We start from the raw sequence: 24,800 nt of genomic DNA, 5'->3' as shown, positions 1-24,800 counted from the left end.
AAGAATGGAAATATTACTGGATTACGTTAAGTTTCTGTAAATATGTTGTATCTCTATTGCAGGTAGACATACAATGAGTGAGGGTTTATCAACGGATAAGGATGTAGGTATATGAAACAGCAAGCACATATTTTTGATATACATGTCATGAGGGCAGTAGGCTGTTTGATGGTCGTGCTCGTTCATGTCTCCGCATTATATTATGTTCAGCATGGCGATTGGCAGGATGTTATTTTATTCCTCAACCAGGCAAGCCGTTTCGGGACACCGATTTTCGCCATCGTCAGTGGACTGTTATTGTTTTTGCAAGTGAGGAACAAAGGCTTTTTCTTTCAGCGCTTTTTCTCGTCGCGCCTGCAGAAAATCGTCATTCCGTTCTTGTTCTGGACCGCGTTTTACTTATTTTATTTATGGATCGTCTTCGGGGCCAACCCGCTGGATTCGGGAATCAAGCGATTTTTGTTTGAGGTGGCGTTCGGGGAGACGTATTCCCATCTTTATTTCATCTCCATCGTGTTGCAATTCTATCTGATTTTCCCTTTGCTGCAATTGATCAGAAGCAAAGCAGCTTGGATGATCGCCTTGGTGGTATCTGCTGCCATTCATGTTTACGCGATGAAATACATGGATCCTTCGCAATTTGACGGGCTGCTTGCCAGAGTCGTCGAGCAGCGAGCCTTTTTGCCGAAGTGGATTTTCTTCTTTATCTTTGGCGGATTTCTCGCCTACAACTGGGAAACGGCGAAGCAGTGGGCGTACAAGTGGAGAGTCGGTTTGTTTGTTGGGGTGCTGCTAATCCTTTACTTTGCGGCAGTTGAATACGAATGGGGACGTTACATAGGATCCAACCGCGTATCCAATATCATCAATTTGCCGATCCTCATTTTGTTTATCATGGCGATTGCCGAGAAAGTCGGGCGAAATCCACTGCTCCATACAGTCGCTTCGAAGCTAGGCGCGATGTCTATGGGAATCTATTTGATCCACCCGTTTGTCATCAATATGCTGCAGCGCAATATGCCTGAGGGCGTATGGAGGCTCTCGTTGTTTCCATTATGGTACGTAGTGGTGATGGCTATTACGATTGGCATCATTTTGCTGGTACAGAAACTGCCATTTGGCCGCGTTATCTTGACCGTTCCTTCTGTCAAGACGGTCAAGCCCGCTACAAAGAGCGGGAACAAAGACTTAAAGGAAGCTTGATGACATGATATAAAAAAAGTTGCCGGCACACGCAGGCAACTTTTTTATGTTATTTCGCTGAATCTGGTACTTCTTCAATGATTGCGCCGCCAACTAGTAGTGAACACATAAAAAAACGCCGCCTCCTGATGAAAGGAGGCGGCGTTTATCAGAAATTTATACTTCGAGGAATTTCACGGTTTTTTCTTTGTCGAGAATCGTGCCGACGTAGAATGAACCAAATTCGCCGTAGCGAGCGGAAACTTCATCGAAACGCATTTCATAGACAAGTTTCTTGAATTGGAGCACGTCTTCCGCGAAAAGCGTGACGCCCCATTCGTAATCATCGAATCCGACAGAGCCGGAAATGATTTGTTTGACTTTACCGGCATAGCTGCGGCCGATTTTGCCGTGAGACAGCATCAAATCTTTGCGCTCTTGCATTGGCAACATGTACCAGTTGTCATTGCCTTCGCGGCGCTTGTCCATTGGATAAAAGCAAATGTACTGGGAGCGTTGCAGCTCAGGGTACAGACGCGAACGGACATGCGGGTTTTGGTAAGGGTCTTCATTGCTGTCGCCTGACAGGTAGTTCGACAATTCCACAACGGATACGTAAGAATAGGTCGGTACTGTATAAGCGATCAAAGTCAATTTATTGTATTCGGTTTCGAGCTCGCGCAACTCATCCATCGTTTCGCGCAATAGCATAAGCATCAGGTCTGCTTTTTGCCCGATGATGGAATAAAGGGCGTGGGCACCGGTTTTATTGTCATCAGCTTGGTTAACTTTGTCCATGAAATTGTTGAACTCGTCGATTGCGAATTGGCGCTCCTCATCGGTCAACATTTTCCATGCGACCCAGTCCATCGAACGAAAATCGTGGAGCACGTACCAGCCGTCTAATGTGATTGCTGCTTCATTCATCAGTAGAACACTCCTTTTATATGAATCTCTTTCCCAGTTTATCACACGCACCGGAGAAGTTCCTATCCGAATGCGGCCTGTCACGAATTTGCCATGGGCGCAGCGCCTTTTCAGCCTGCATTGAAAAGGGTAAACTGAGAAGAGTGAATCAAAAAGAGGAGAATGACAGCATGGCTTTATTTATGGAAGATAAAAAATGGCGCTTTTGGGACCAGTCCTTGAGTGCGCGCAACCGCTCTGCGCTCGAATCGTTCGCAGCGGACGACACGCTTTGTGAACTGGTTGGCTCGCAGAAAAGTCCGGCGACGGTCAGAACCTGGGTGCATGATGAAACGGTCGTACTTGGCATCCAAGACCATCGCTTGCCCCATATCGATAAAGCGATGGCAGTACTAGAAGACAACGGCTATCAAGGAATTGTCCGGAATTCCGGCGGCCTTGCCGTAGTGCTCGATTCCGGCGTCTTGAATATTTCCGTCGTTCTATCGGAAAAAGAAGGGGCGATCGATATTCCGCAAGGCTACGATATCATGGTCGAACTGGTGGAAGCATTGTTTCCGGAAGCGACAATCGATGCCTACGAAATCGTCGGTTCCTACTGCCCAGGCAGCTACGATTTGAGCATTGGCGGAAAGAAATTTGCTGGCATTTCCCAGCGGCGCATTCGCCGCGGCATAGCGGTGCAAGTGTATTTGTGCATCGAAGGAAGCGGCGCTGAACGGGCGGAAGTGATTCGCAAATTTTACGAAGCGGGCAGAGGGGGCGAAGATACAAAATTCAGCTATCCCGAGATCCAGCCGGAAGTTATGGCCTCGCTTAGTGAATTGCTTGGCCGTGACATCACCGTGCCTGAAGTGGTACTCGATCTACATGCGCTGCTCGGTTCGCCGGCTCCGATGCCGCTTCAAGAAGAAGAATTTGAATTGTATTCGTTTTATTTAAAACGGGTATTTGATCGCAACGAAAAAATGCTCGAATGAACGCTTGAATGAACAGATGATTCGTGTAAAATAACCAGTACGATTCGAGGAGGAGTGCCCGTGAGCTACGCCACACAGAAATTAGCTGAAGAAAAAGTTTTCAAAGATCCGGTTCACCGGTATATCCACGTGCGCGACCAAGTGATTTGGGACCTCGTCAACTCAAAAGAGTTCCAGCGCTTGCGCCGTATCAAACAACTCGGGACATCCTACCTCGTTTTTCACGGCGCAGAGCATAGCCGGTTCAACCATTCGCTCGGCGTCTACGAAATCGTCCGGCGCATCTCAGACGATGTGTTCCATGGCCGCCCGGAGTGGGATGAAGGCGAGCGCTTGACGGTGTTATGCGCTGCGCTTCTTCATGATCTCGGACACGGCCCATTTTCGCATTCATTCGAAAAGGTCTTTGACGTGGACCATGAAGAATTCACGCGTGCCATCTTGACCGGTGATACGGAAGTGAACAGCATCTTGCAAAAAGTTGCGCCTGATTTTCCGGCAGATGTTGCAGAAGTCATCGCCAAAACCTACTCCAATAAACAAGTCGTCTCGCTCATTTCCAGCCAGATCGACGCTGACCGGATGGATTATTTGCAGCGGGACGCATACTATACGGGTGTTTCCTATGGCCATTTCGACATGGAGCGCATCCTGCGGGTCATGCGGCCATTAGATGACCAGGTCGTTATCAAATCGAGCGGCATGCACGCGGTCGAAGACTATATCATGAGCCGCTACCAGATGTATTGGCAGGTGTATTTCCACCCGGTCGCAAGAAGCGCGGAAGTCATTTTGCGGAAAATTTTGCAACGGGCAAAGGAATTGAGCGAAAACGGCTATGAATTCCAGCAGCCGCCGACCCATTTTCTCGCCTTTTTCGACCGCAGCTTTACGCTGGCCGATTATTTAGCGCTCGATGAAGGGGTCTTGATGACTTACTTCCAGCTTTGGATCAATGAACGCGATCCGATTTTGGCTGATTTATGCGAGCGTTTTGTCAACCGGCGCCTGTTCCAATACGTCGATTTCGATCCCGGTACGGACTACAAGAAACTCGGGGAGCTTTCGGCATTATTCAAAAAAGCGGGTATCGATCCCGAATATTACTTGATCGATGATTCGACTTCCGATTTGCCATATGACTTCTATCGCCCTGGAGAAGAAGAGGAGCGCCTGCCGATCCAATTATTGATGCCAAACGGCGACATTAAAGAACTATCCAGGTTGTCCCAGATTGTAGACGCCATATCCGGCAAACGCCGAACCGATTATAAATTATATTTTCCAGCAGAATTGTTGATCGATGGCAAGAAAAAAGCCATTAAGCAGCAAATCCTGGAGATGCTCAGAGAAGGAGGGATTTAGTTGCTCCAAGAACATGCAAGAATCGTCGATTTTATCGCGACGGCCGAAGGAGTAACCGGCCGAAAGAAACTGCAGAAAATGGTCTATATTATGAAAAAGCTCAATGTCCCGTTCAGAGAGAAATACGAATTTCATATCTACGGGCCCTATTCGGAAGAATTGACGGCGCGCATTGAGGAATTATGCGATATGGGCTTTATTTCAGAAGCATTGGAAGACAAAGGTTCCTATGTTCAATATAAATACGCGGTCACGGAAGAAGGCATGGAATTCCGACAAGCCGTTGCGGCATCGATCCCGAAAAACCCTGAAGCCGCCGCTTTGCTCAATGCCAAAAGCGCACGCTTTCTGGAGCTCGCTTCGACTCTTCTGTATTTTGACCATCTCGAGCGTGAAGAACAGATCGCCAAATTGCATAGTGTAAAAGGCAAACTGAACTTCACCGAAACTGAAATCGAGGAAGCTTACCGTTTTCTCGGTGAACTGGCACAATTAAAGCTCGCGTAACTTGTGTCCTCTTTAATCAAGCATATTTCGAGGGGGATGGTGCTTGTTCAAAAGGCTCCCCCTTTGATTGAAGCCTCTTGTTGTGAACCGCCGCCGCGCTTGGGGTTGAGCTCCCGCAATAAGCCAGGAAAACCACCTGTCTCATTGCTTCGCTTCACCCGTATTCGCGCGGTGGCTATACCGGTTCATTGAAAAAAATGAGCAGATGCGACAAGGTCAAAACTGACATCAGCTGGCTATTTCGTGATTTAACTTTTGAGCAGTGAGATGAGCCCATTTATTTGTGCATAAAAAAACTCCCCGAGGGGAGTTTTTGTCTACTCTTCGCTTAATAGCTTACCGTTGACCGCGTATTCGCTTTTCTTTAAGTCTTCGAGGAAGACGACAACTTTTTCGGTTGGTGCACCGGTCGTTTCAGAAACAGCGGCTGTTACTTTTTCGACGAGTGCGCGTTTTTGTTCATCTGTGCGGCCTTCAAGCATTTTTACAGTTACGTATGGCATAATGGATGCAGCTCCTTTTCATTGAATGTTAGGCTAATCATATACAGAATGGAGGAATTGTACAAATGGCAAATGAAGAAAAGCCCAAAAAGAAATTGGGATTCACCATTATAAAAGACGATCCGACAGACGGGCATAAAGGCTACGGCATCGGTTCCTTGTCGCTCGAGAACGTTTCACCGCTCATCATCGACGTCGAAGAACAAGATGCGGTACTTGATATTGGCGCGATGCACGCAAGAAGCCAAACAGAACGCGGCATCAAATTTACGACCAACCGCGAAGATTCTGAGGGCGGAAAAAATTATTGGCTCGTCTGGATCACCATCGATTTCAATCCGGCAGGGCCTTATTATGCAGGGGTCACCGCCTGTGAAATGGTCGTCAACCGGGAAAAGCGCCGCGGCTATAAAATTTTGGCGGACCACGTTAATTTGATGGATAAGTCAATGAAACGCAAAATCATTGTTGACCATATGGATGCGCCATCGAAAAAAGTACTCGCTGATTACTTGAAAACCCATAACCCAGAAATGTGGGAGCGCAGCGAAGAACAATTGCATAGTGATTTGTTACAGTAAAGTTAGATTTTTGAACAGAATGTGAAACCTGAAATTCGGTCCTTCAGGCAGTTGAAGTTGAGACGAAAAAAAAGTAAACTGAGAGTACAGCTTTTCAACTAGAAAGCTAGGACACCTGATAGCGGGCAAGTGCTGTGAGCCATTGCGACAAACCCAAGCCCAATGCCTCATGTCACTTTCTCCGCGCCCATCAGGCCAAAAAGGTTTTCTGTGCAGGGAATGGATTCCCTTTGCAGAAAGCCTTTTTGTATGCAGGGAATCGGCAACTGCCTGAGCTTCTCGAGTCATTTAGGCATGCATAGTCCACGCCTGTTCGGGTAAAGAATAGTGGCGGAAAAGAGTATTGCACTTTTGCGGAAAACACTTATACTTTGTAAGGTGATTTCAATCTGATAAATAAAGGAGTTTGATTATACATGGCAGGATTCTGGTATACCGAAAAACAAACCGAAAACTTTGGCATTACAATGAAAATCAATAAAACGCTTCATACAGAACAAACAGATTTCCAATATTTGGAGATGGCTGAAACAGCAGAATGGGGCAATATGTTGTTTTTGGACGGCATGGTCATGACTTCTGAAAAAGACGAATTCGTCTACCACGAAATGGTTGCACACGTGCCACTATTTACTCACCCGAACCCGGAAAACGTATTGGTCGTCGGTGGAGGAGATGGCGGTGTCATCCGTGAAATTCTGAAACACCCATCAGTAAAAAAAGCGACGCTTGTTGATATCGACGGAAAAGTCATCGAGTACTCGAAGAAATTCTTGCCATCGATTGCATCTGGCTTAGAAGATGCACGCGTAGAAGTGATCGTCGGTGACGGCTTCATGCACATCGCGGAGTCGGAAAACGAATTCGACGTCATCATGGTCGACTCAACAGAACCGGTTGGACCGGCTGTAAACTTGTTCTCAAAAGGTTTCTATGCAGGTATTTCAAAAGCCTTGAAAGAAGACGGCATTTTTGTCGCGCAATCGGATAACCCATGGTTCACGCCAGATTTGATCAAACAAGTCCAAAGCGACGTGAAAGAGATTTTCCCGATTACAAAACTTTATCTTGCAAACATCCCAACATACCCGAGCGGCTTGTGGTCGTTTACAATCGGGTCGAAAAAATACAACCCGCTGGAAGTTCCGGCTGAACGTTTCCACGACATCGACACCAAATATTACACGCGGGAATTGCACGACGCAGCATTTGTGTTGCCGAAATTTGTGAAAGATTTGACGGGTGAATAAGATGCGTTTTGACGAAACTTATTCAGGAAAAGTATTCATCAAAAGCCATCCGAATTATGAAGAATCAAAAGCAGTTCTTTACGGCATGCCAATGGACTGGACCGTCAGCTACCGTCCAGGCTCGCGTTTTGGCCCGAACAAAATTCGCGAAGTCTCCATCGGACTGGAAGAATACAGCCCGTATTTGGACCGCGAACTAGAAGATGTGAAATTCTTCGATGCTGGAGATATTCCGTTGCCATTCGGCAACCCGGAAAAATCCTTGCTCGAGATCGAAACGTATGTCCACACTTTATTGAAAGACAATAAAATTCCGATGGGCATGGGCGGGGAGCATCTAGTATCACTTCCGGTCATGAAAGCGGTCGCCAGCAAATACGACGATCTTGCCATCATTCACTTCGATGCGCATACCGACTTGCGTGAAAACTACGAAGGCGAAGAATATTCCCATTCAACGCCGATCCGCAAAATCGCCGATCACATCGGCCCGAAAAATGTTTACTCGTTTGGTATCCGTTCCGGCATGAAGGAAGAATTCGAATGGGCGAAAGAACAAGGCATGCATTTGTATAAATTCGAAGTACTCGAACCCTTGAAGCAAGTGCTTCCGACACTTGAAGGACGTCCGGTTTATATCACGATCGACATGGACGTGCTCGACCCGGCACACGCGCCAGGAACCGGCACAGTCGATGCAGGCGGAATCACATCGCGTGAATTGCTTGCATCGATCCATGCCATCGCGGCATCCGGCGTCAACGTCGTCGGCTTCGATTTGGTCGAACTAGCACCAGTCTATGACCATTCCGACCAAACCGCGAACACTGCAAGCAAACTCATCCGAGAAATGATACTTGGGTGGGTTAAATAAGAAAAGCGGAAGCGCCCGTATAGATTCGACGGGCATAAGACGATCTGGCGAAGCGGCGCTTTTTGCCGCACAGCCAGAGTGGCTTATGACCCCGAGAATCTGGGCGCTGGAGCTAGACAGAAGAAAAGCGGAAGCGGCCATGTGGAGGCTAAGCTAAGAGCGCGACGTCCTGTCGCAACGCTTAGCTGACTCACATCCTGTGAGCCCTCGACAGGCATAAGACGATCTGGCGAAGCGGCGCTCTTTGCCACGTAGCTAAACATGAAAACGAAACAGCCGGCCTGGCATCCAACAGGTCGGCTGTTTCGTTTTTTTAATAGATTGTGAAGCGGAAGAGGTCTTTTTCCCGACATAGATGTTTACGCAATCGGTTTTAGAGAAATGGGTAAGAAAAGAAATAAAAGGGGGATGATGCGCGATGCATGATTTTAATGAAGTCTTCATACAAATATTGATTCTCCTGGCGATTGCCATCGCAGTAGTTGGGGTGGCAAAAAAAGTCGGGCAACCCGATACGATTGCACTTGTGTTGGTCGGTTTGTTCCTAGGCGTTGTCAATTTGCCGTTTCCTCTGATTGACCAGGCTGAAGCATTCATCACCCAGTCCGAAGTGTTCCAAGTCATCATCATTTCCTTGTTTCTGCCGATTTTACTTGGGGATGCGACGCTGAAACTGCCATTTCATCATTTGTATCAGCAGAAAAACACAGTTATTGGAATGGCGCTTGGCGGGACGTTTCTGTCATTTGTGCTGATTGGATTTGCAGCACATTATCTACTGGGCCTCCCTATTGCCGTGGCCTTTACCTTTGCGGCCTTGATGAGTGCGACAGACCCAATCAGCGTCTTGTCGATCTTTAAATCTGCAGGGGTTTCACAAAAGCTGTCGACCATCATGGAAGGGGAGTCTTTATTCAATGACGGCATCGCCATCGTTCTTTTCCAAATTTCCTCTATTTATTTGCTGACGTATATAGAAATGGGATGGGCCGGTGTAGGGAGCGGCGTGTGGATGTTTTTAAGATTTGCTGTGGGCGGGGTGCTGGTTGGATTAGTGCTCGGCTTCCTCTTTTCTCAAGTTATCCGGTTTTACGACGACTACCCGTTTGAAATTGCTGTCTCCGCACTTTTGTTCTTCGGCAGTTATTTTATCGCAGAACATCTCCACGTATCTGGTGTAATTGCGGTAGTAGCGGGAGGCTTCGTATTTGGTGATTATGGCGGGAAGATCGGAATGTCGAAAACGACTGAACGAAACATCAATTCCTTCTGGGACGTCATCACGCTGATTGCCAATTCGCTTATCTTCCTCATCGTGGGACTCGAAATTCGCAATATCGATTTCATGGGCCAATGGGGCATCATTGCCTTAGCGATTGTCATTGTCATCGTCGCGAGAATCATTGCGCTGTTCATCAGTACGATGCCGGCGAAAAGCTTGAATAGGAAAGAACGAATTTTATTGAACTGGGGCGGACTAAAGGGCAGTTTATCGATTGCTTTGGCTCTTAGCCTGCCGTCTAGCTTCGAAGGAAGAGAAACCATCTTGCTGTTAACGTTTTCCGTCGTGCTGTTTTCCTTGATCGTTCAAGGACTAACGATCAAACCGCTGATCGGCAAATTAGGGCTAAAAGAGAAAGTTTCAGAAGAAAATACTCATTAAGCAAACTGGCTTGAGAAATCAAGCCAGTTTTTTATGGAAGTAAAAAGGAGTGAGATCTTTCATGCATGCTGATGAAATGTTTGCTGCTCTTGTGGAATTCTGCAAGACATCTGACACGTGATCCTATTGCTTCTTTTTCATAATGTCGAAATTGAAACTTAATTGAAAACAACCGTCAATTCGGGCTATAATGAAACGGTTATTAACAAACGGAGAGGCGGATGCATATGAAAAAATCGGTGAACATCAAATTGACGACAATCATCCGCCAGCCGGATGCCGAAGACCAAGTGATGGAACTGCGTTCTGAAGGCGTCCTGACCGAGAAAAACGGGCGGCGCTATCTACAATACGATGAGCGGCAAGACGATCTCGATATCCGGACAACGGTCAAACTCGGCGAGACTGACGCGGTTGTGATGCGCAGCGGGGGCTTGCAGATGCGCTTGCCATTCCTGCTGGATAAAGAGCAGACCGGCAATTTACGCCACGGGGAAGAATCGTTCATGCTGACGACAAAAGCGCATGAGCTCATCATGACGGAAAGCCGTTTTAAAGTGCGCTATGATTTGGCGCTTGGAAGCGAATTTGCCGGCGAATACGAAATGGAAATACAGTTTACGGAGGGAACCAAATGAACGCAGTAGAACAAGTGCAGCACAACATTAAACAGGCGATTGCCGAAGCGGTCCAAAAGGCGGGCCTTACAGAAGAGCCCGTCCAGGTCCAATTGGAATCACCGAGAGATAAAGCGAACGGCGATTACGCGACAAACGTAGCCATGCAATTGACGCGCCTTGCGAAAAAGCCGCCACGCGCCATTGCAGAAGCGATCGTGGAAAACTTGGATACACAATCAGCGAACATCGAAAAAGTCGAAATCGCAGGCCCAGGATTCATCAACATCGTTATCCAAAAAGATTATTTGAACGATGTGATCAAAACCGTATTGGAGCAAGGCGAGGAATATGGCCGCTCGAACGCTGGCAACAGCCAACGCATCCAAGTTGAGTTCGTTTCAGCGAACCCGACAGGCGACCTTCATTTAGGCCATGCCCGCGGCTCCTCTGTCGGCGATTCAATGTGCAATATCTTGGACCTTGCCGGCTATGATGTGTCCCGTGAATATTACATCAACGATGCCGGAAACCAAATCAATAACTTGGCGCTATCAATCGAAGGGCGTTATTTCGAAGCGCTTGGCAAAGGCGAAAGCATGCCGGAAGACGGCTACCGCGGACAGGACATCATCGACATCGCGGCAGCACTCGTTGAAGAGCATGGCGATAAATTCCTTCATATGACTGAGCAAGAACGTTATAAAGCCTTCCGTGAACACGGCTTGAAAGTGGAACTGGCAAAATTGCAGAAAGACTTGGCAGATTTCCGTGTCCATTTTGATGTATGGTATTCTGAAACGTCTCTTTACGAAAACGGCAAAATCGACGCGGCATTGAAAAAACTGCGCGACAACGGCCATATCTACGAAGAAGACGGCGCGACTTGGTTCCGTTCGACGACATTCGGCGACGATAAAGACCGCGTGCTTATCAAAAATGATGGCACTTATACGTATTTGACACCAGATGTCGCTTACCACGAAGACAAGATCCAGCGCGGATTCGATAAGCTCATCAATATTTGGGGAGCTGACCACCACGGCTACATCCCGCGTATGAAAGCGGCGATCGAAGCGCTTGGCTATGACCGCGATACGCTTGAAGTAAGCATCATCCAAATGGTGCAATTGTATAAAGACGGCGAAAAGATGAAAATGAGCAAACGTACCGGCAAAGCCGTCACGATGCGCGAATTGGTCGAGTTGGTCGGCCTGGATGCGGTGCGTTATTTCTTCGCGATGCGCTCTGGCGATTCGCATATGGATTTCGATTTGGATTTGGCCGTTTCCCAGTCTAACGAAAACCCTGTGTACTATTCTCAATACGCACATGCCCGCATCTGTTCAATTCTGCGCCAGGCAGCGGAGCAGAACTTCACTGCTTCCACCGAGCATCTGGAGCTGTTGACTGACGAAAAGGAAATCGAAGTCTTGAAGAAAATCGGCGATTTCCCGCAAGTTATCGCAGATGCTGCCAAACTTCGCGCGCCTCACCGCGTGACGACGTATATCCATGAGTTGGCATCGAACTTCCACAGCTTCTATAACGCCAATAAAGTACTGGATGCCAGCAACGAAGACATGACACGCGCGCGTCTTGCTTTGATCGAAGGGGTCAAAACAACGCTTGCGAACGCCTTGAAGACAGTTGGCGTCCAACCACCTGAAAAAATGTAGAAGACAACTAAAGCTTTGGGTGTATAATGGAGTCATCAAATCAATTGAATAGCCATCAGGAAGGTGCTTATGTCTAAGAACATGAGTTAAAAGGGAAGCCGGTGCAATTCCGGCGCGGTCCCGCCACTGTATGTGAGAGCAAACTGCAAATGCCACTGGAAACTCCGGGAAGGCGCAGCGAGCAATGACCACAAGCCAGGAGACCTGCCTTCTTGAACCCCGAACCGAAAGCTTGCGAGGACAGGCCGGACGCGCTTGTTTTTGCGAACCGTCCCGTAAGTCCCCCGCAGTTTTACTGCGGGGGACTTTTTTTATCGAAAAGTGGAAGCGGCTGAATGGAAGCTAAGCTAAATGCGCGACGTCCTGTCGCAACGCTTAGCTGACCCACTTCCTGTGGGCCCTCGACAGGCGTAAGACGGATGGCCGAAGCGGCGCTCTTTGCCGCACAGGGCAGTCGGCTTACGACCCGAGAGGCAAGCCGCTGGAGCTAGACAACAAGAAAAGAGGAAGCGGCTGAGTGGAAGCTAAGCTAAATGCGCGACGCCCTATCGCAATACTTAACAGACCCGTTTTCTGTACGCCGCCGAGCGAGCGCTTGGTAGGAGAGACACGAAAACATCAGGAGGAATGAACATGGAGAAGATATGGAAATTTGGAGCAGCTGCAGGAATGGCTGCTATTGTACTGGCTGGATGTGGAGACGAAGAAGCGGCACCGGTTGAAGATCAAGAAACAGAAACGCCAGCGGAGCCGCCTACGGAAGTAGCGGAAGCGGAATTCCCGGTGACATTAGTTGATGCAATGGGCGATGAGGTGGTTATTGAAGAAGAGCCGGAATCGTTCGTTTCGATGATTCCTTCAAATACGGAAATCGCTTATGAACTCGGTCTCGGTGAAAAAATGGTCGGTGTTTCTGATTTTGATAATTACCCGGAAGAAGTAGCGGATCTTGAAAAAATCGGTGGCCAAGAGTTCAATGTAGAGAAAATCATCAGCCTGCAACCCGATATGGTATTGGCTCATGAATCAGGGCTGGGCATGGGAACTGATGGATACCAACAATTGCGCGACGCTGGTTTGAATGTCTTTGTCGTAGAAAATGCCGAAACATTTGATGAAGTGTACGAAACGATATCCACGATTGGCCAAGTGTCTGGCGCCGTAGAGGCAGCAAATGGTTTGATTGAAGAAATGGAAGTGCAAGTAGCCGAAATTGAAGAATTGGCAGCGAATGTCGAGGAATCGAAATCGGTATTTGTAGAAATTGGCAGTGAACCGGAATTGTATACAGCTGGAACCGGGACATTCATCCATGAAATGCTAACGATGATTCAAGCGGAAAATGTTGCTGGCGGTGAAGAGGGATGGATCAGTATGGACCCTGAAGCAGTCGTTGCGGCAAATCCAGAGATTATCATCACAACAGAAGGCGGTTATATTGAAAATGCTGCTGAACTGATTAAAGAACGCAGTGGCTATGCAGTGGTAACAGCTGTGCAGGAAGATGCCATTTATGAATTGAACCCCGATACCGTCACACGTCCGGGCCCGCGTTTGACGGAAGGTTTGATGACTTTGGCGGAAGTGATTTATCCGGAGACTTTCAGTGAGTAAATCGGCACTTGCCTATTTAGTCTCCCTGATTTTATTGGGCGGGGCGGTAGTGCTCGGTGTGACGGTAGGAACCGTGCCGATTTCCCCGATGGTTATTTGGAATCCTGCTTCAGACGAAGCGGCGGCAAATATTTTATGGAATATCCGCATGCCGCGTGTCGTGCTTGCGGGATTGGTCGGTGCGGCACTTGCGATTGCGGGCGCAGCTTTTCAAGGCTTGCTGAAAAACCCGCTCGCGGATCCATACACGTTGGGAGTGTCGTCCGGGGCCGCTGTCGGTGCTGTGATGACACTTTTTTTCGGCATCTCCATCCCTTTTCTTGGCTTGTTCACCTTGCCGGTCATCAGCATGATAGGCGCTTTGATCACGATGCTTGCCGTCATGGGCTTTGCACGGCTGGTCGATCGGTCGATGAAAATGGAAACCGTTATTTTGACCGGCATTATTTTCAGTTCATTCCTGGGGTCGATCATGTCGTTAATGATCGCGTTGACCGGTGAAGAATTGCGTCAAATTATCGGTTGGCTGCTTGGCAGCGTATCGATGCGCGGCTGGCCCTATGTTCAGATGGCGCTGCCGTTTGTGCTGGTGGGCTCGTTCGTCTTATGGCTTTACCGCCGCGAATTAAATGCAATGCTATTCGGCGAAGAACGTGCTCAGCATCTTGGCGTCGACGTCAAACGAAGCAAAATGGCGATTTTGATCGGCGGTTCGGTCTTGACCGGATCCGCTGTCGCCGTTTCTGGAACGATTGGCTTTGTCGGATTGGTCGTTCCGCATATTACCCGCCTGGTGTGGGGATCTGATCATCGCCACGTCTTGCCTTTATCGTTCATCAACGGAGCGGCACTGTTGATTGTTTGTGACTTGGTGGCACGGACAATCATTTCGCCAACGGAATTGCCGATCGGGGTCATCACCGCATTTATCGGGGCACCGGTCTTTGCATTTATCTTTTTCCGCCAGCGCAGAGGAGGGCTATAAATGTTGCAAATCGAAAATTTGTCCGGTGGCTACGGTGACAAAAAAATCGTCAAGGATATCTCATTTGAAGTTGGAAAAGGCCGCATGCTCGGTATACTCGGACCGAATGGCAGCGGCAAATCTACCTTGATGAAATTAATCAGCGGTGTGCTGGAGCCAACAGCCGGCGTTGTCCGAATTGACGGCAGGCCAATTAATGATTTTCCAGCCAAGGAATTGGCGCGGAAGATGGCGGTCTTGCCCCAACTACATGCGCATGCTTTTTCACACACCGTGCGTGAAACGATTTCTCTCGGCAGATACCCACACCAAAGCGGCTGGTTTTCTTCTTGGTCCGCAGAAGACGAGGCGACGGTCCAGGAAGCGATGAAGCTGATGGACATCAGCCATTACGAATCGACTTTACTCGAAGAAATGTCCGGCGGTGAACAGCAGCGTGTCTTTGTCGCGCAAGCCTTGGCACAAAATGCGGCGGTCCTGTTGCTGGATGAACCAACCAACCATCTCGACATCAATCACCAGAAAGAATTATTGGATACCATCAAAAAGCAGGCGATCGAAAAAGAATTGACGGTCATCTCCATTTTCCACGACATCAATCTCGCCTCCATGTATTGCGATGGATTGTTGTTGATGAATGAAGGAAGCATTGTGCGAAAAGGCGAACCCCATGAAGTCGTCAGGACCCATGACGTCGAGTCCGTCTATCGCACGCGCGTCAGCAACCACCCTCATCCGGAATTGCCAAAGCCCCAGATCACGCTATTGCCAGGAGTACGCAGGGAAGCGGCAGATCAGCAAGTAACAGCTGAAGATTTTCTTGTGACGCCCGAATTTGTTGTTTATCAAAGCGAACTTCCGCTAAAAACGGTGTCGTCTGCCGTTGTCAATGCCGGGTCTGGCTGGTTCCGTAATTTTCTCAACAGGCACGTGGATGCTACTTACAATATCGACAATAGTTTCGAGGAAATGGTCGAGTATATCGAAGGCAGTGGGTTGAAAGCGACAGATACCGTAGCGATGATGACCGCTGTCCGAACAGAACATGCGATTGTCCGCGAATACGAGTCGGAATTTGGCAGCATCGTCGTAGCAGTGACAGCGGGAGTGGGCAACGGCGTCGACGTGTCGCAGGCAGTGGCACGCGAGCAGCGCGTTGGCACCATCAATACGTGGATCATGATCAACGGCGTATTATCGGATGAAGCCTTTATCCAAGCGATGATCACGGCAACTGAAGCGAAAACGAAAGCTTTGCAGCATGAAGAAGTCATCGATCCCTTAACCGGGACGATTGCGACGGGCACCTCAACCGATAGTTGTCTGGTTGCCGCAACGCAGCAAGGACAAGCACTACCGTACGCAGGGCCCATTACCGAGGTCGGGAAACTGATCGGCACGGGTGTCTTCGAATGTACTGTTGAAGCTATACACCTTTACCGCGAGGCGAAAAAAGCATGATCCACCATGTGCTGGCCATTGGCATCGGCCTGTTGCTCGACCGCATAATCGGAGATCCGCCAACTTGGCCGCATCCTGTTCGCTGGATCGGGTCATTGATCCATGCGCTGAAAGAACGGCTCAATGTCCCGCGACATGCTTTTCGCAACGGATTTGTGATGCTGTTTAGTGTCTTGCTGATTGTCGCTTCAGAAACGCTAGCTGTCGTTGCTATTGCTTACTCGGTCAATCCCGTGATCGGAATTTTAGTGGAAGCGTTGTTGATCGCTTCTGGATTGTCGCAGAAAAGCTTGAAGCAAGCTGCAGAAGATGTTTACACGCCGCTTGTCCAGGGGGATATTGCGCTTGCACGAAAAAAATTGTCGTGGATTGTCGGGCGCGATACCGAAACCTTAGGGGAAAGCGAGATTACCCGCGGCGTTGTCGAAACGGTTTCTGAAAACACCAGCGACGGCATTACCGCCCCAATGTTTTGGGCGCTATTGTTTGGTGCGCCAGGGTTATGGATCTACAAAGCGGTCAATACATGCGATTCGATGGTCGGCTATCAGAATGAAGAATTCCGCGCTTTCGGTTTTGCTTCCGCAAAATTCGACGATGTGTTGAATTATGTTCCGAGCCGTGTGACCGGCTTGTTGATCGTGTTATTCACCCGAAATGAAAGTGGCATGCCGAAAAAAACCCGCCTGTCGATCTGGCTGCGCGATGCCAGGAAACATCCAAGCCCAAACAGTGGCTGGCTTGAAGCCGCGACGGCTGTGCAACTCGGTATTGAACTAGGAGGCGTGAACTCTTACGGCGGCGTTCGGTCGATCCGCGCTAAAATGGGTGAACCATTGTTTCAACTTGAAGCCAGACATATTAGAAGTGCAGTAAACCAAATGAATATAGCGACAATCAGTTTTTTTGCGCTGATTGCACTAGGGGGAATCTTGCTTGAAATTGCCTGAACACGGAGCCAATCCACATCGCCTCTATGAACAAGCGGTGCAAAAGCCGCCTTCAGACATAATCGATTTCAGTGAAAATGTTCATCCTTTCGGGCCGCCAGATTTTGTGAAAGAACAATGGGCAAATTTCTTCGGTTTGGTGGCTTCGTACCCAGACCCTCAAGCCGAGCCGTTCAAGTCGCAAGCGGCCATCTACCATGGCGTGGAAAAACAGCACATCGCAGTGGGAAACGGCGCAGCTGAAATCTTCACGTGGCTGGCCAAACGTTACCGCAACAAGCGGGTGTTGCTAGTGGAACCTGCGTTTTCTGAATACCGGAGTACCTTGACTGCCGAAAAAATCCATATAATAGAAATTAACTTAAAGCCTGAAAATAGCTGGCAATTGCAGCTGGACGAAGTCGAAAAACAGCTAGCGCATTGCGACGCCTTTTATCTGTGCAATCCGCACAACCCCACCGGCCGCTTGCTTGATGTTCCTAAGCTGACGGAAATCGCTGAGCTCTGCAAAGGAAAGTGTGAATTGGTGATCGACGAGGCGTTTATCGATTTTGTTGGAGAACACGCGTCGTTCATTCCGATGCTAGACAGCTATCCTCATGTGATCATCGTCCGTTCGATGACGAAAATGTATGCGCTTGCGGGGTTGCGGCTTGGCTACGCGATTGCCACGGCTGACATTATAAGTGAGTTGACGGACAGTGCAGCCCATTGGAATGTTAATGGCTTAGCAGCGGCAGCCGGCGCGCGTTGCTTTTCCGAAGAGACATACCGCGAGCGGGTGATCGCTGCTGCAACCAGTGAACGCGTGAAAATGGAAACTTACCTGGAGGCGACAGGCTGTACATTCATCCCATCAGCCGCCAACTTCCTTTGTTTTCAATTGCCGAATCCGCAGCTGTCGGAACCGTTTTTCCAAGCGATGCTAAAAGCAGGGATCGTCTTGCGCCACACCTATTCTTTCAAAGGAATGGATGGGCAATGGTTCCGCATCGGCATGAAAAGCGCCTTGGCAATGGAACGGCTGAGAAAGGAGATGCATCAATGGTTCCGGGACAATTAATATTTGTATCGGGAGGCGTGCGCAGCGGCAAAAGCACCTATGCGGAGTCGCTTGTCCGGCAGGCGAACGCTAAACGCAATGTCTATATTGCGAGCGGTGTCGCGCGCGACCAGGAAATGGCCGAACGCATCGGCCGACACCAACAAGACCGTGCGCAAGATGGCTGGTGGACCATTGAACAGCCCAGGCAATTATCAGAAGCCTTGCCGCTCATCCATGAAAATGACGCGATTCTTTGGGATTGTGTAACGACTTGGCTCGCTAATGAATTATATGATGGGGTCGAGGAGGGCAATTTATGCGCAGATACGCCTGGCTGCATGGAGCAGAAATGGCAGGAGTTGAAAAACACCATTGATGCGTTGCGTGAACAAGCTCTAACTATTGTTATCGTGTCCAATGAGTTGCTGGATGAACCGCTAGTCGCCCCTGCGTATCAGCAATGGCTCGGAACAATCCATCAATGGCTCGCAAGCCGCGCAGACCAGGCGTTTGAAATGGACAACGGCCTGGCAATCCGAAGAAAGTGAAGGTGATGCGGATGGCGAATCGAACACTTGAGGGCTTACTGCTCGCATTCCAATTCTTTTCATCGATCCCAGTACATCAAGAGATTCCGGTGAAAAAGCCACAAGTAACAGCGATGTACAGCTTGTTGCCGATAGTCGGATTAATGATGGGGACGATGATTTCAGTCGTAACTTGGTTTATTTACCATACAGCTGATGTCGGTTCGTTAACGCTTGCGTTCTTGCTTACGTTTTTACTATGGGCATTTACCGGGGGCTTGCACTTGGACGGGTTGGCGGACACGGGCGACGCTTATTTTTCTTACCAAAACCGTGACAAGCGCCTTGAAATTATGGGCGACCCACGAATTGGCGCATTTGGAGCGATGGTATTGGTTTTCGCGATTGTTGGGAAGATTATTGTGCTAGCGGAACTGGTCTCTTCAGTTTCCTTGCTTGCCATTGCAGCCGTACCTGTTGTCAGCCGAATCGGGCTATCGGTATTATCGCTCTTTGCAAAGCCGGCAAAAACGAATGGGCTCGCTGCTTATTTCCAGCGCTTGATCGACCGCAGAACGACTTTGTCAGCGATGTTCGCCTGGTCACTCGCTATGCTCTTGGCCTTATGGGCAATTTGCGGCTGGGCAGTGGCACTCGCCTTTTTACTAGTAGCGATCATCGCGACCATTGGCTATAAAAAATGGTGTGACAAGAACTTTGGCGGTGTAACGGGCGATTTGCTCGGGGCATACGTGGAAGGAATGGAGCTGGTATTATGGGGAATGCTTTTGTTCTTCATTTAATCCGCCACGCGCCAACTGCCGGGAATAGGCGAAAAGCGTATATCGGCTGGACTGATGAACCGATTTTGCCGTTCGAAGCCCAAGTCACTCATGCGACCCCGCTCGTTTTCGGCAGTGATTTGCTGCGCTGTCGGCAAACGGCACAATCGCTATTTCCGAATGCGCGTTACGAGGCGGATGCTAATTTACGGGAACTGAATTTCGGGGATTGGGAAGGCAAGACATATGATGATTTGCAATCGATTAAGCGTTATCGTGAATGGATTGATGATCCACTTGCAGTACAGCCTCCGAATGGGGAAAGTTTTCAGCAATTGGCCGAACGGGTAGACCGAGCAATCGGAGCTTTCCCTGAAAAAGGGGATTTTACACTTGTCACTCATGGCGGGCCAATCCGATACCTTTTAGCTAAAGCGAACGGTGGAGAATTCTTTTCTCAACAAGCAGCCCACGGACAATGCTATACCGTCGCATGGGCGAGCAAGTCGGCGTATAAGGAGGGACAGCCATGCATATCATTTTCGGCGGAGCCTTTAACGGCAAACGCCAATATGTAAAAGAACATATGGGACTCGAATCTATCGCTTGGCTCGAAGGCGAGCTTCCGAACCCCGGGGACAATGCGGTCATTGCCGGACTCGAACATTGGATTCGCGCACAATTGGAACAAGATCATTCCGAACAAGAGATACTAGGGGCAATTAGTACCTTGGCCAACAGCACAGGTGAACGCATCTGGATTTTGACCGATATCAGCCGTGGCATTGTGCCAATCGATCCGCTTGAGCGTGAATGGCGCGATGTCACCGGCAGAAGCTATCAGTATTTATTCGGGCAGGCTCAGCGCATTACACGCATTTGGTACGGCATTCCACAAACACTCAAAGGAGATGGGCGAGATGAACATTTACACGAAAACCGGCGATAAAGGGCAAACAGGATTGATCGGGGGGCGGACAGACAAAGACAACCCGCGCGTAGAAGCATACGGTACAATCGACGAAGTGAATTCATTTATCGGAAAAGCCATGACGGAACTCGACCGTGAAGTGTTCGCCGATTTATTGGAAGACTTGCAAACGATCCAAAATGAATTATTCGATTGCGGCGGTGACTTGGCGGATGTCCGCAACACGCCACAGTACAAAACCAACGAAGAATCGGTCGAGCAGCTAGAGCGCCGTATCGATGTGTTGATGGATGAGCCGCCGCTTCTAGAGCGTTTTATCCTTCCTGGTGGCACACCAGCGGCAGCGACTTTGCATATCGCACGAACGATTACACGCCGGGCGGAACGGCAGACCGTCAGTTTGGCGAAAGCCGGTGAAGAATTTCCTGCGGTCGTTCAGCGCTATTTGAACCGCTTGTCGGATTATTTATTTGCTGCAGCACGCGTCGCCAATTCCAGAATGAAAGTAGCCGATAACGAATACGTGCGCAGCGCCAAAGTCTTCAAGGATGGCGGACGCTCGAAAAAACGGGAGGAATGACATTGAAGACGCAGCAGATTGCTTTGGCCGCGGTTTTTATCAGCTTGTCTGCTATCGGCGGCATGGTAAAAATTCCGCTTGGCATTGCGTCGATTGCACTGGATTCGATGCCAGCACTCGTTGCAGCGCTGTTTCTTGCGGCACCACTTGCCGGTTTTGTCGCCGCGGCAGGCCATGTATTGTCAGCGTTATTTAGCGGTATGCCACTCGGACCTTTTCATCTACTGATCGCACTGGAGATGTTTGCGGTTGTCTGGCTGTTCGCGGTGCTGCATCGAAACGGCAAGACCTGGTTGAAATGGGCAGCATTTATTGTCGGCAACGGTGTGGTGGCGGCTGTGCCATTTTACTTCTTGTTATCGCCTGCTTTTTTCTATGCCTCTGTCCCGGGCTTATTGCTGGCCGCTTCTATTAATGCTGCAATTGCTGGATTAGCTATACCGTTTGTCACACAAGCTGCGAGGAGATTTGTTTAATGCGCAATGAAATGATTGTAGACGGGTTAATCATCACGACGGATAATGCGGCAGCCATCGGAGAGAAAGCACTCGATCAAGTGAATGTGCCGGATCGAGTGACCGCGAAGTTTGCCGCGCGCGTCGCATTGGCTGAACAATGGGCGGCTGGTGGCCAAGTCTCTGCGATCCTGCTTCATAATTTCAGCGGGGAGCTGCATTGGCCGCGCTATATTTCTGGAATTGAGGAATTGTTTTCCGAGTTGGGGATGAAAATGCCGCCCGTGACTGGCAGCACGGAAAGCAATATGGAGACCTTGCAATCGGCGCTGGCGGTGACCATGATTGGTCGAAAAGTGCACGTACTCGATGAAGCTCGCGAACTGCAATGGTTCGTATACGGGGAACCACTTACCGGGGAAGCGGTCTTGACTCATGCGGATAGGATCGCCGATTTGCGAATCGTTCATGCCGCACTCGAGGGCAAGCTGATCGAACGCATCTGGCCAGTTGGGTCCCAGGGAATCGAACAGGAAGCAGAAAAGTTGTTCGGTCAAAAAATGCCGATCGCTTCGTGGATTACTAAAAAAGCGTCAGGCGGACCGGCCACTTGCCTGCTAATCGGGGTGAAACCAACCAAAGTGCAAGAAGCGCAGCGCGTATTCGGAAAATATTTTCGACCTTTAGAAGAGTAACCTGACAGCCGCCGGCAAAGCGGCTATTTTTTATGGAGGAAAACGGTGCATGTGAAGCGGATTCCAGTAAAAGATGGCAAGTGGAAGCACGAAGTAGGTGCCTGAATTCCCTCGAACTTTCAGGGAAACGGCGAAAGTACATGAAATATCAGTATTTGGAAATTATATTTCAGCAAGCTTGCAGATTTCTATTGACTGAATGCTCATTCACTTTTAAACTAGAACATAGTATCGACATTCTGCCGCAGTTCACGTAAACTTTGGATAAGAATAGGGGATTTACACATTCAACAAGGGGGGACTACACGATGGAGTTTTTGCTCATCGCTAACTGGATTTTATTTATACTTGTAACCGCTTACGCTGTTTACTTGTTTATCTACTTGCTGAAGTCGCGCTATGAATATATCAAGCTCGGCAAAAAAGTGGAATTTGAAGAAAACTTCAATGAACGCGTCCGCAAAGTAATGGTCAACGTATTTGGCCAGAAGAAACTATTGAAAGATAAAAAAAGCGGCGCGATACACGTGATGTTCTTCTATGGCTTCCTGCTCGTACAGGCGAGCGCCATCGATTTCATCATTAAAGGCTTATCACCGGATTCGCATTTGCCGCTTGGCCCATTGTACCCGGCATTCACATTATTCCAGGAATTCGTCACTTTGATGATTCTGGTCGCAGTTGTCTGGGCATTCTATAGACGCTATATCGAAAAGCTGGTCCGCCTGAAACGCGGCTGGAAATCAGGACTTGTCTTGATTTTCATCGGCGGTTTGATGGTGACAGTTCTTGTCGGCAACGGCATGGGCATGATCTGGCACGGGCACGAAGGCGCTTGGACAGAACCAATTGCAAGCGTCATTGCCGCAGCATTTGCTTGGCTCCCTGAAGCGGCTGCAGTGACCATCTTCTACGTCATGTGGTGGGCGCATCTCTTGTTCCTATTGACGTTCTTGGTCTATGTCCCGCAATCCAAGCACGCTCACTTGATCTTCGGGCCAGTTAATACTTGGTTCCACCGTTTGGATCATGTCGGCCGCTTGAAGCCAATCAATTTTGAAGACATGGAAGAAGAAAATGAAGAAGATCCTGATGCGATGCCAACGTTCGGTGTCGGAAAAATTACGGATTTTACGCAAGCCCAAATGATCGATTTCTACGCTTGTGTAGAATGTGGGCGTTGCACGAACATGTGTCCAGCTACTGGAACCGGCAAAATGCTGTCTCCGATGGATTTGATCACGAAGCTCCGCGATAATTTGACGAACACGGGTGCTGTCATGACCCAGAAAAAACCATGGGTGCCGGCATTGGCATTCAACAATACGCAAGGAAACCAATTGGCGATGGCTGCTGGCGCTGAAGGAATTTCAGTCGATGAACTTTACAGCCCAAGCTTGATTGGCGATGTGATCACAGAAGAAGAAATTTGGGCGTGCACAACATGCCGCAACTGTGAAGACCAATGCCCAGTCATGAACGAACACGTCGACAAAATCATCGACCTTCGCCGTTACCTAGTCATGACGGAAGGGAAAATGGATAAAGATGCCCAGCGCGCGATGACCAATATCGAGAAGCAAGGCAATCCATGGGGCTTGAACCGCAAGGAAAAAGAAAACTGGAGAGATGCTCGTCCAGATATCTCAATCCCAACGGTCAAAGAAGTCAGCAAAGCTGGAGAAGAATTTGAATACTTGTTCTGGGTCGGCTCGATGGGCTCATTCGACAACCGTTCTCAAAAAATCGCACTGTCGTTTGCCCGTTTGATGAACGAAGCAGGCATCAAATTCGCGATTCTCGGCAACAAAGAAAAGAACTCCGGCGATACACCACGCCGTCTCGGCAACGAATTCCTTTTCCAGGAACTCGCAACTGCCAATATTAAAGAATTTGAAAAAGCGGGCGTTAGCAAGATTGTCACGATCGACCCGCATGCTTACAATATTTTTAAAAACGAATACCCGGATTTCGGCTTTGAAGCAGAAGTCTATCACCACACGGAAATGCTCTTTGACCTTGTCCAACAAGGCAAACTGAAGCCGCAGCATGCAGTCAATGAGAAAATCACGTTCCACGACTCCTGCTATCTCGGCCGCTACAACGATGTATACGATGCACCTCGTGAGATCCTCAAAGCGATCGAAGGTGTCGAACTTGTTGAGATGAAGCGCAATCGTCAAGACGGCATGTGCTGTGGAGCCGGCGGCGGCCTTATGTGGATGGAAGAAGACGCCGGACACCGCGTCAATGTTGCCCGCACCGAGCAGGCGCTTGAAGTGAGTCCGACGATGATCTCATCCGGATGCCCGTACTGCTTAACGATGCTATCGGATGGCACGAAAGCAAAAGAAGTTGAAGAGCAAGTCGGAACATACGATGTCGCTGAACTTCTCGAGATGGCTGTTCTCGGAAAAGATACACCACCAGTTGAAGAAATCGTCCAATAAATAGATTTGCCAACTGACAGAAAATTGAGTAGAATGACAGCATAGAGAAAAAATGAAAGGGAGTGCTACACTCCCTTTTCTTATGTAAACAAGTCGAGCGAGCGTTCAGTCAACTGAGAAAAGCAAAACCAGCCGATCAGGTTCGACAGGCATAAGACGGAATGGCCAAGTGGCGATTTTTGCCACACAGCCAGATC

At 49.0% G+C, this 24,800-nt stretch carries 25 protein-coding genes and 1 riboswitch; of the genes, 23 read left to right on the top strand and 2 right to left on the bottom strand.

Features of this window, described 5'->3' with window-relative positions; genetic code table 11:
• Nucleotides 1-111: 111 nt before the first annotated feature.
• Complete coding sequence (locus AY633_RS05095; protein ID WP_068487078.1) at nt 112-1,203, top strand: acyltransferase; 1,092 nt, start codon at nt 112-114, stop codon at nt 1,201-1,203.
• A gap of 156 nt (nt 1,204-1,359) precedes the next feature.
• On the opposite strand, the gene hemQ is transcribed toward AY633_RS05095, so the two are convergent.
• The gene (gene hemQ / locus AY633_RS05090) at nt 1,360-2,109 is read right to left on the bottom strand and encodes a hydrogen peroxide-dependent heme synthase (RefSeq protein ID WP_068487077.1); all 750 of its coding nucleotides are present in this window, start codon (nt 2,107-2,109) and stop codon (nt 1,360-1,362) included.
• A 170-nt stretch (nt 2,110-2,279) separates the two neighbouring features.
• Between hemQ and AY633_RS05085 the strand changes: the two genes are divergently transcribed.
• Genes AY633_RS05085 through AY633_RS05075 form a run of 3 tightly spaced genes read left to right on the top strand, consistent with a single transcriptional unit; the run spans nt 2,280 to nt 4,961 of the window.
• Nucleotides 2,280-3,089, top strand: a complete 810-nt coding sequence (locus AY633_RS05085) for a lipoate--protein ligase family protein (RefSeq protein ID WP_068487076.1) — start codon at nt 2,280-2,282, stop codon at nt 3,087-3,089.
• A 60-nt stretch (nt 3,090-3,149) separates the two neighbouring features.
• Nucleotides 3,150-4,454, top strand: coding sequence for an HD domain-containing protein (locus AY633_RS05080; protein WP_068487074.1), 1,305 nt, complete (start codon nt 3,150-3,152; stop codon nt 4,452-4,454).
• Complete coding sequence (locus AY633_RS05075; RefSeq protein ID WP_068487071.1) at nt 4,455-4,961, top strand: YwgA family protein; 507 nt, start codon at nt 4,455-4,457, stop codon at nt 4,959-4,961.
• A gap of 317 nt (nt 4,962-5,278) precedes the next feature.
• On the opposite strand, the gene AY633_RS05070 is transcribed toward AY633_RS05075, so the two are convergent.
• Nucleotides 5,279-5,464: a 2-hydroxymuconate tautomerase gene (locus AY633_RS05070; RefSeq protein WP_068464286.1), complete on the bottom strand. Its 186-nt coding sequence runs from the start codon at nt 5,462-5,464 to the stop codon at nt 5,279-5,281.
• Nucleotides 5,465-5,529: 65 nt separating this feature from the next.
• Between AY633_RS05070 and AY633_RS05065 the strand changes: the two genes are divergently transcribed.
• From AY633_RS05065 to AY633_RS04975, 19 genes are all read left to right on the top strand, one after another.
• The gene (locus tag AY633_RS05065; protein ID WP_068487069.1) at nt 5,530-6,045 is read left to right on the top strand and encodes a YwhD family protein; all 516 of its coding nucleotides are present in this window, start codon (nt 5,530-5,532) and stop codon (nt 6,043-6,045) included.
• Between the two features lie 416 nt (nt 6,046-6,461).
• Complete coding sequence (speE, locus tag AY633_RS05060; RefSeq protein WP_068487067.1) at nt 6,462-7,295, top strand: spermidine synthase; 834 nt, start codon at nt 6,462-6,464, stop codon at nt 7,293-7,295.
• 1 nt (nt 7,296) lies between these two features.
• Nucleotides 7,297-8,169 carry an agmatinase gene (gene speB / locus AY633_RS05055; RefSeq protein WP_068464274.1) on the top strand — a complete coding sequence of 291 codons (873 nt, stop codon included), beginning with the start codon at nt 7,297-7,299 and terminating at the stop codon, nt 8,167-8,169.
• 418 nt (nt 8,170-8,587) lie between these two features.
• On the top strand, nt 8,588-9,832 hold the full coding sequence (locus tag AY633_RS05050) for a cation:proton antiporter (protein WP_068487065.1): 1,245 nt from the start codon (nt 8,588-8,590) through the stop codon (nt 9,830-9,832).
• Nucleotides 9,833-10,059: 227 nt separating this feature from the next.
• Nucleotides 10,060-10,470, top strand: coding sequence for a DUF1934 domain-containing protein (locus tag AY633_RS05045; RefSeq protein WP_068487064.1), 411 nt, complete (start codon nt 10,060-10,062; stop codon nt 10,468-10,470).
• Nucleotides 10,467-12,128: an arginine--tRNA ligase gene (gene argS / locus AY633_RS05040; RefSeq protein ID WP_068487062.1), complete on the top strand. Its 1,662-nt coding sequence runs from the start codon at nt 10,467-10,469 to the stop codon at nt 12,126-12,128. Before AY633_RS05045 ends, argS begins: the two co-directional genes overlap by 4 nt.
• A gap of 44 nt (nt 12,129-12,172) precedes the next feature.
• Nucleotides 12,173-12,354: riboswitch (cobalamin riboswitch) on the top strand.
• A 407-nt stretch (nt 12,355-12,761) separates the two neighbouring features.
• On the top strand, nt 12,762-13,742 hold the full coding sequence (locus tag AY633_RS05035) for an ABC transporter substrate-binding protein (protein WP_068487059.1): 981 nt from the start codon (nt 12,762-12,764) through the stop codon (nt 13,740-13,742).
• On the top strand, nt 13,735-14,727 hold the full coding sequence (locus AY633_RS05030) for a FecCD family ABC transporter permease (protein WP_068487057.1): 993 nt from the start codon (nt 13,735-13,737) through the stop codon (nt 14,725-14,727). The genes AY633_RS05035 and AY633_RS05030 overlap by 8 nt, the downstream gene beginning before the upstream one ends.
• On the top strand, nt 14,728-16,188 hold the full coding sequence (locus AY633_RS05025; RefSeq protein WP_068487055.1) for an adenosylcobinamide amidohydrolase: 1,461 nt from the start codon (nt 14,728-14,730) through the stop codon (nt 16,186-16,188). It begins immediately after the preceding gene.
• On the top strand, nt 16,185-17,138 hold the full coding sequence (gene cbiB / locus AY633_RS05020) for an adenosylcobinamide-phosphate synthase CbiB (RefSeq protein WP_068487053.1): 954 nt from the start codon (nt 16,185-16,187) through the stop codon (nt 17,136-17,138). The genes AY633_RS05025 and cbiB overlap by 4 nt, the downstream gene beginning before the upstream one ends.
• Nucleotides 17,125-18,201, top strand: coding sequence for a pyridoxal phosphate-dependent aminotransferase (locus tag AY633_RS05015; RefSeq protein ID WP_068487050.1), 1,077 nt, complete (start codon nt 17,125-17,127; stop codon nt 18,199-18,201). The genes cbiB and AY633_RS05015 overlap by 14 nt, the downstream gene beginning before the upstream one ends.
• Entirely contained in the window at nt 18,183-18,731 is a 549-nt protein-coding gene (locus tag AY633_RS05010; RefSeq protein ID WP_068487048.1) for a bifunctional adenosylcobinamide kinase/adenosylcobinamide-phosphate guanylyltransferase, read from the top strand. The genes AY633_RS05015 and AY633_RS05010 overlap by 19 nt, the downstream gene beginning before the upstream one ends.
• Nucleotides 18,732-18,742: 11 nt before the next feature.
• Complete coding sequence (gene cobS, locus AY633_RS05005; protein ID WP_068487045.1) at nt 18,743-19,513, top strand: adenosylcobinamide-GDP ribazoletransferase; 771 nt, start codon at nt 18,743-18,745, stop codon at nt 19,511-19,513.
• Nucleotides 19,486-20,070: a histidine phosphatase family protein gene (locus AY633_RS05000; RefSeq protein WP_068487043.1), complete on the top strand. Its 585-nt coding sequence runs from the start codon at nt 19,486-19,488 to the stop codon at nt 20,068-20,070. Before cobS ends, AY633_RS05000 begins: the two co-directional genes overlap by 28 nt.
• Nucleotides 20,022-20,441, top strand: coding sequence for a bifunctional adenosylcobinamide kinase/adenosylcobinamide-phosphate guanylyltransferase (locus AY633_RS04995; RefSeq protein ID WP_068487041.1), 420 nt, complete (start codon nt 20,022-20,024; stop codon nt 20,439-20,441). Before AY633_RS05000 ends, AY633_RS04995 begins: the two co-directional genes overlap by 49 nt.
• The gene (locus tag AY633_RS04990; protein ID WP_068487039.1) at nt 20,413-21,003 is read left to right on the top strand and encodes a cob(I)yrinic acid a,c-diamide adenosyltransferase; all 591 of its coding nucleotides are present in this window, start codon (nt 20,413-20,415) and stop codon (nt 21,001-21,003) included. The genes AY633_RS04995 and AY633_RS04990 overlap by 29 nt, the downstream gene beginning before the upstream one ends.
• A complete protein-coding gene (locus AY633_RS04985; RefSeq protein WP_390176112.1) occupies nt 21,000-21,479 on the top strand; it encodes an ECF transporter S component in 480 nt (159 codons plus the stop codon). Before AY633_RS04990 ends, AY633_RS04985 begins: the two co-directional genes overlap by 4 nt.
• Entirely contained in the window at nt 21,479-22,153 is a 675-nt protein-coding gene (locus tag AY633_RS04980; protein ID WP_068487035.1) for an alpha-ribazole-5-phosphate synthase, read from the top strand. The genes AY633_RS04985 and AY633_RS04980 overlap by 1 nt, the downstream gene beginning before the upstream one ends.
• 308 nt (nt 22,154-22,461) lie before the next feature.
• Complete coding sequence (locus AY633_RS04975) at nt 22,462-24,603, top strand: (Fe-S)-binding protein (RefSeq protein ID WP_068487033.1); 2,142 nt, start codon at nt 22,462-22,464, stop codon at nt 24,601-24,603.
• Nucleotides 24,604-24,800 lie beyond the last annotated feature (197 nt).

The organism is Planococcus maritimus, from assembly GCF_001592825.1.
Lineage (GTDB): Bacteria > Bacillota > Bacilli > Bacillales_A > Planococcaceae > Planococcus > Planococcus maritimus_C.
The sequence above is the reverse complement of the archived record's forward strand: the minus strand, read 5'-3'. Positions and strand labels throughout refer to the sequence as shown.

What these genes read in the sequence shown, in the direction of transcription:
- AY633_RS05095 (WP_068487078.1), top strand. Translation starts at nt 112, where the DNA reads ATGAAACAGCAAGCACATATTTTTGATATACATGTCATGAGGGCAGTA.
- hemQ (WP_068487077.1), bottom strand. Translation starts at nt 2,109, where the DNA reads ATGAATGAAGCAGCAATCACATTAGACGGCTGGTACGTGCTCCACGAT.
- AY633_RS05085 (WP_068487076.1), top strand. Translation starts at nt 2,280, where the DNA reads ATGGCTTTATTTATGGAAGATAAAAAATGGCGCTTTTGGGACCAGTCC.
- AY633_RS05070 (WP_068464286.1), bottom strand. Translation starts at nt 5,464, where the DNA reads ATGCCATACGTAACTGTAAAAATGCTTGAAGGCCGCACAGATGAACAA.
- AY633_RS05065 (WP_068487069.1), top strand. Translation starts at nt 5,530, where the DNA reads ATGGCAAATGAAGAAAAGCCCAAAAAGAAATTGGGATTCACCATTATA.
- speE (WP_068487067.1), top strand. Translation starts at nt 6,462, where the DNA reads ATGGCAGGATTCTGGTATACCGAAAAACAAACCGAAAACTTTGGCATT.
- speB (WP_068464274.1), top strand. Translation starts at nt 7,297, where the DNA reads ATGCGTTTTGACGAAACTTATTCAGGAAAAGTATTCATCAAAAGCCAT.
- AY633_RS05050 (WP_068487065.1), top strand. Translation starts at nt 8,588, where the DNA reads ATGCATGATTTTAATGAAGTCTTCATACAAATATTGATTCTCCTGGCG.
- AY633_RS05045 (WP_068487064.1), top strand. Translation starts at nt 10,060, where the DNA reads ATGAAAAAATCGGTGAACATCAAATTGACGACAATCATCCGCCAGCCG.
- argS (WP_068487062.1), top strand. Translation starts at nt 10,467, where the DNA reads ATGAACGCAGTAGAACAAGTGCAGCACAACATTAAACAGGCGATTGCC.
- AY633_RS05035 (WP_068487059.1), top strand. Translation starts at nt 12,762, where the DNA reads ATGGAGAAGATATGGAAATTTGGAGCAGCTGCAGGAATGGCTGCTATT.
- AY633_RS05025 (WP_068487055.1), top strand. Translation starts at nt 14,728, where the DNA reads ATGTTGCAAATCGAAAATTTGTCCGGTGGCTACGGTGACAAAAAAATC.
- cbiB (WP_068487053.1), top strand. Translation starts at nt 16,185, where the DNA reads ATGATCCACCATGTGCTGGCCATTGGCATCGGCCTGTTGCTCGACCGC.
- AY633_RS05010 (WP_068487048.1), top strand. Translation starts at nt 18,183, where the DNA reads ATGGTTCCGGGACAATTAATATTTGTATCGGGAGGCGTGCGCAGCGGC.
- cobS (WP_068487045.1), top strand. Translation starts at nt 18,743, where the DNA reads ATGGCGAATCGAACACTTGAGGGCTTACTGCTCGCATTCCAATTCTTT.
- AY633_RS05000 (WP_068487043.1), top strand. Translation starts at nt 19,486, where the DNA reads ATGGGGAATGCTTTTGTTCTTCATTTAATCCGCCACGCGCCAACTGCC.
- AY633_RS04995 (WP_068487041.1), top strand. Translation starts at nt 20,022, where the DNA reads ATGCATATCATTTTCGGCGGAGCCTTTAACGGCAAACGCCAATATGTA.
- AY633_RS04990 (WP_068487039.1), top strand. Translation starts at nt 20,413, where the DNA reads ATGAACATTTACACGAAAACCGGCGATAAAGGGCAAACAGGATTGATC.
- AY633_RS04985 (WP_390176112.1), top strand. Translation starts at nt 21,000, where the DNA reads ATGACATTGAAGACGCAGCAGATTGCTTTGGCCGCGGTTTTTATCAGC.
- AY633_RS04980 (WP_068487035.1), top strand. Translation starts at nt 21,479, where the DNA reads ATGCGCAATGAAATGATTGTAGACGGGTTAATCATCACGACGGATAAT.
- AY633_RS04975 (WP_068487033.1), top strand. Translation starts at nt 22,462, where the DNA reads ATGGAGTTTTTGCTCATCGCTAACTGGATTTTATTTATACTTGTAACC.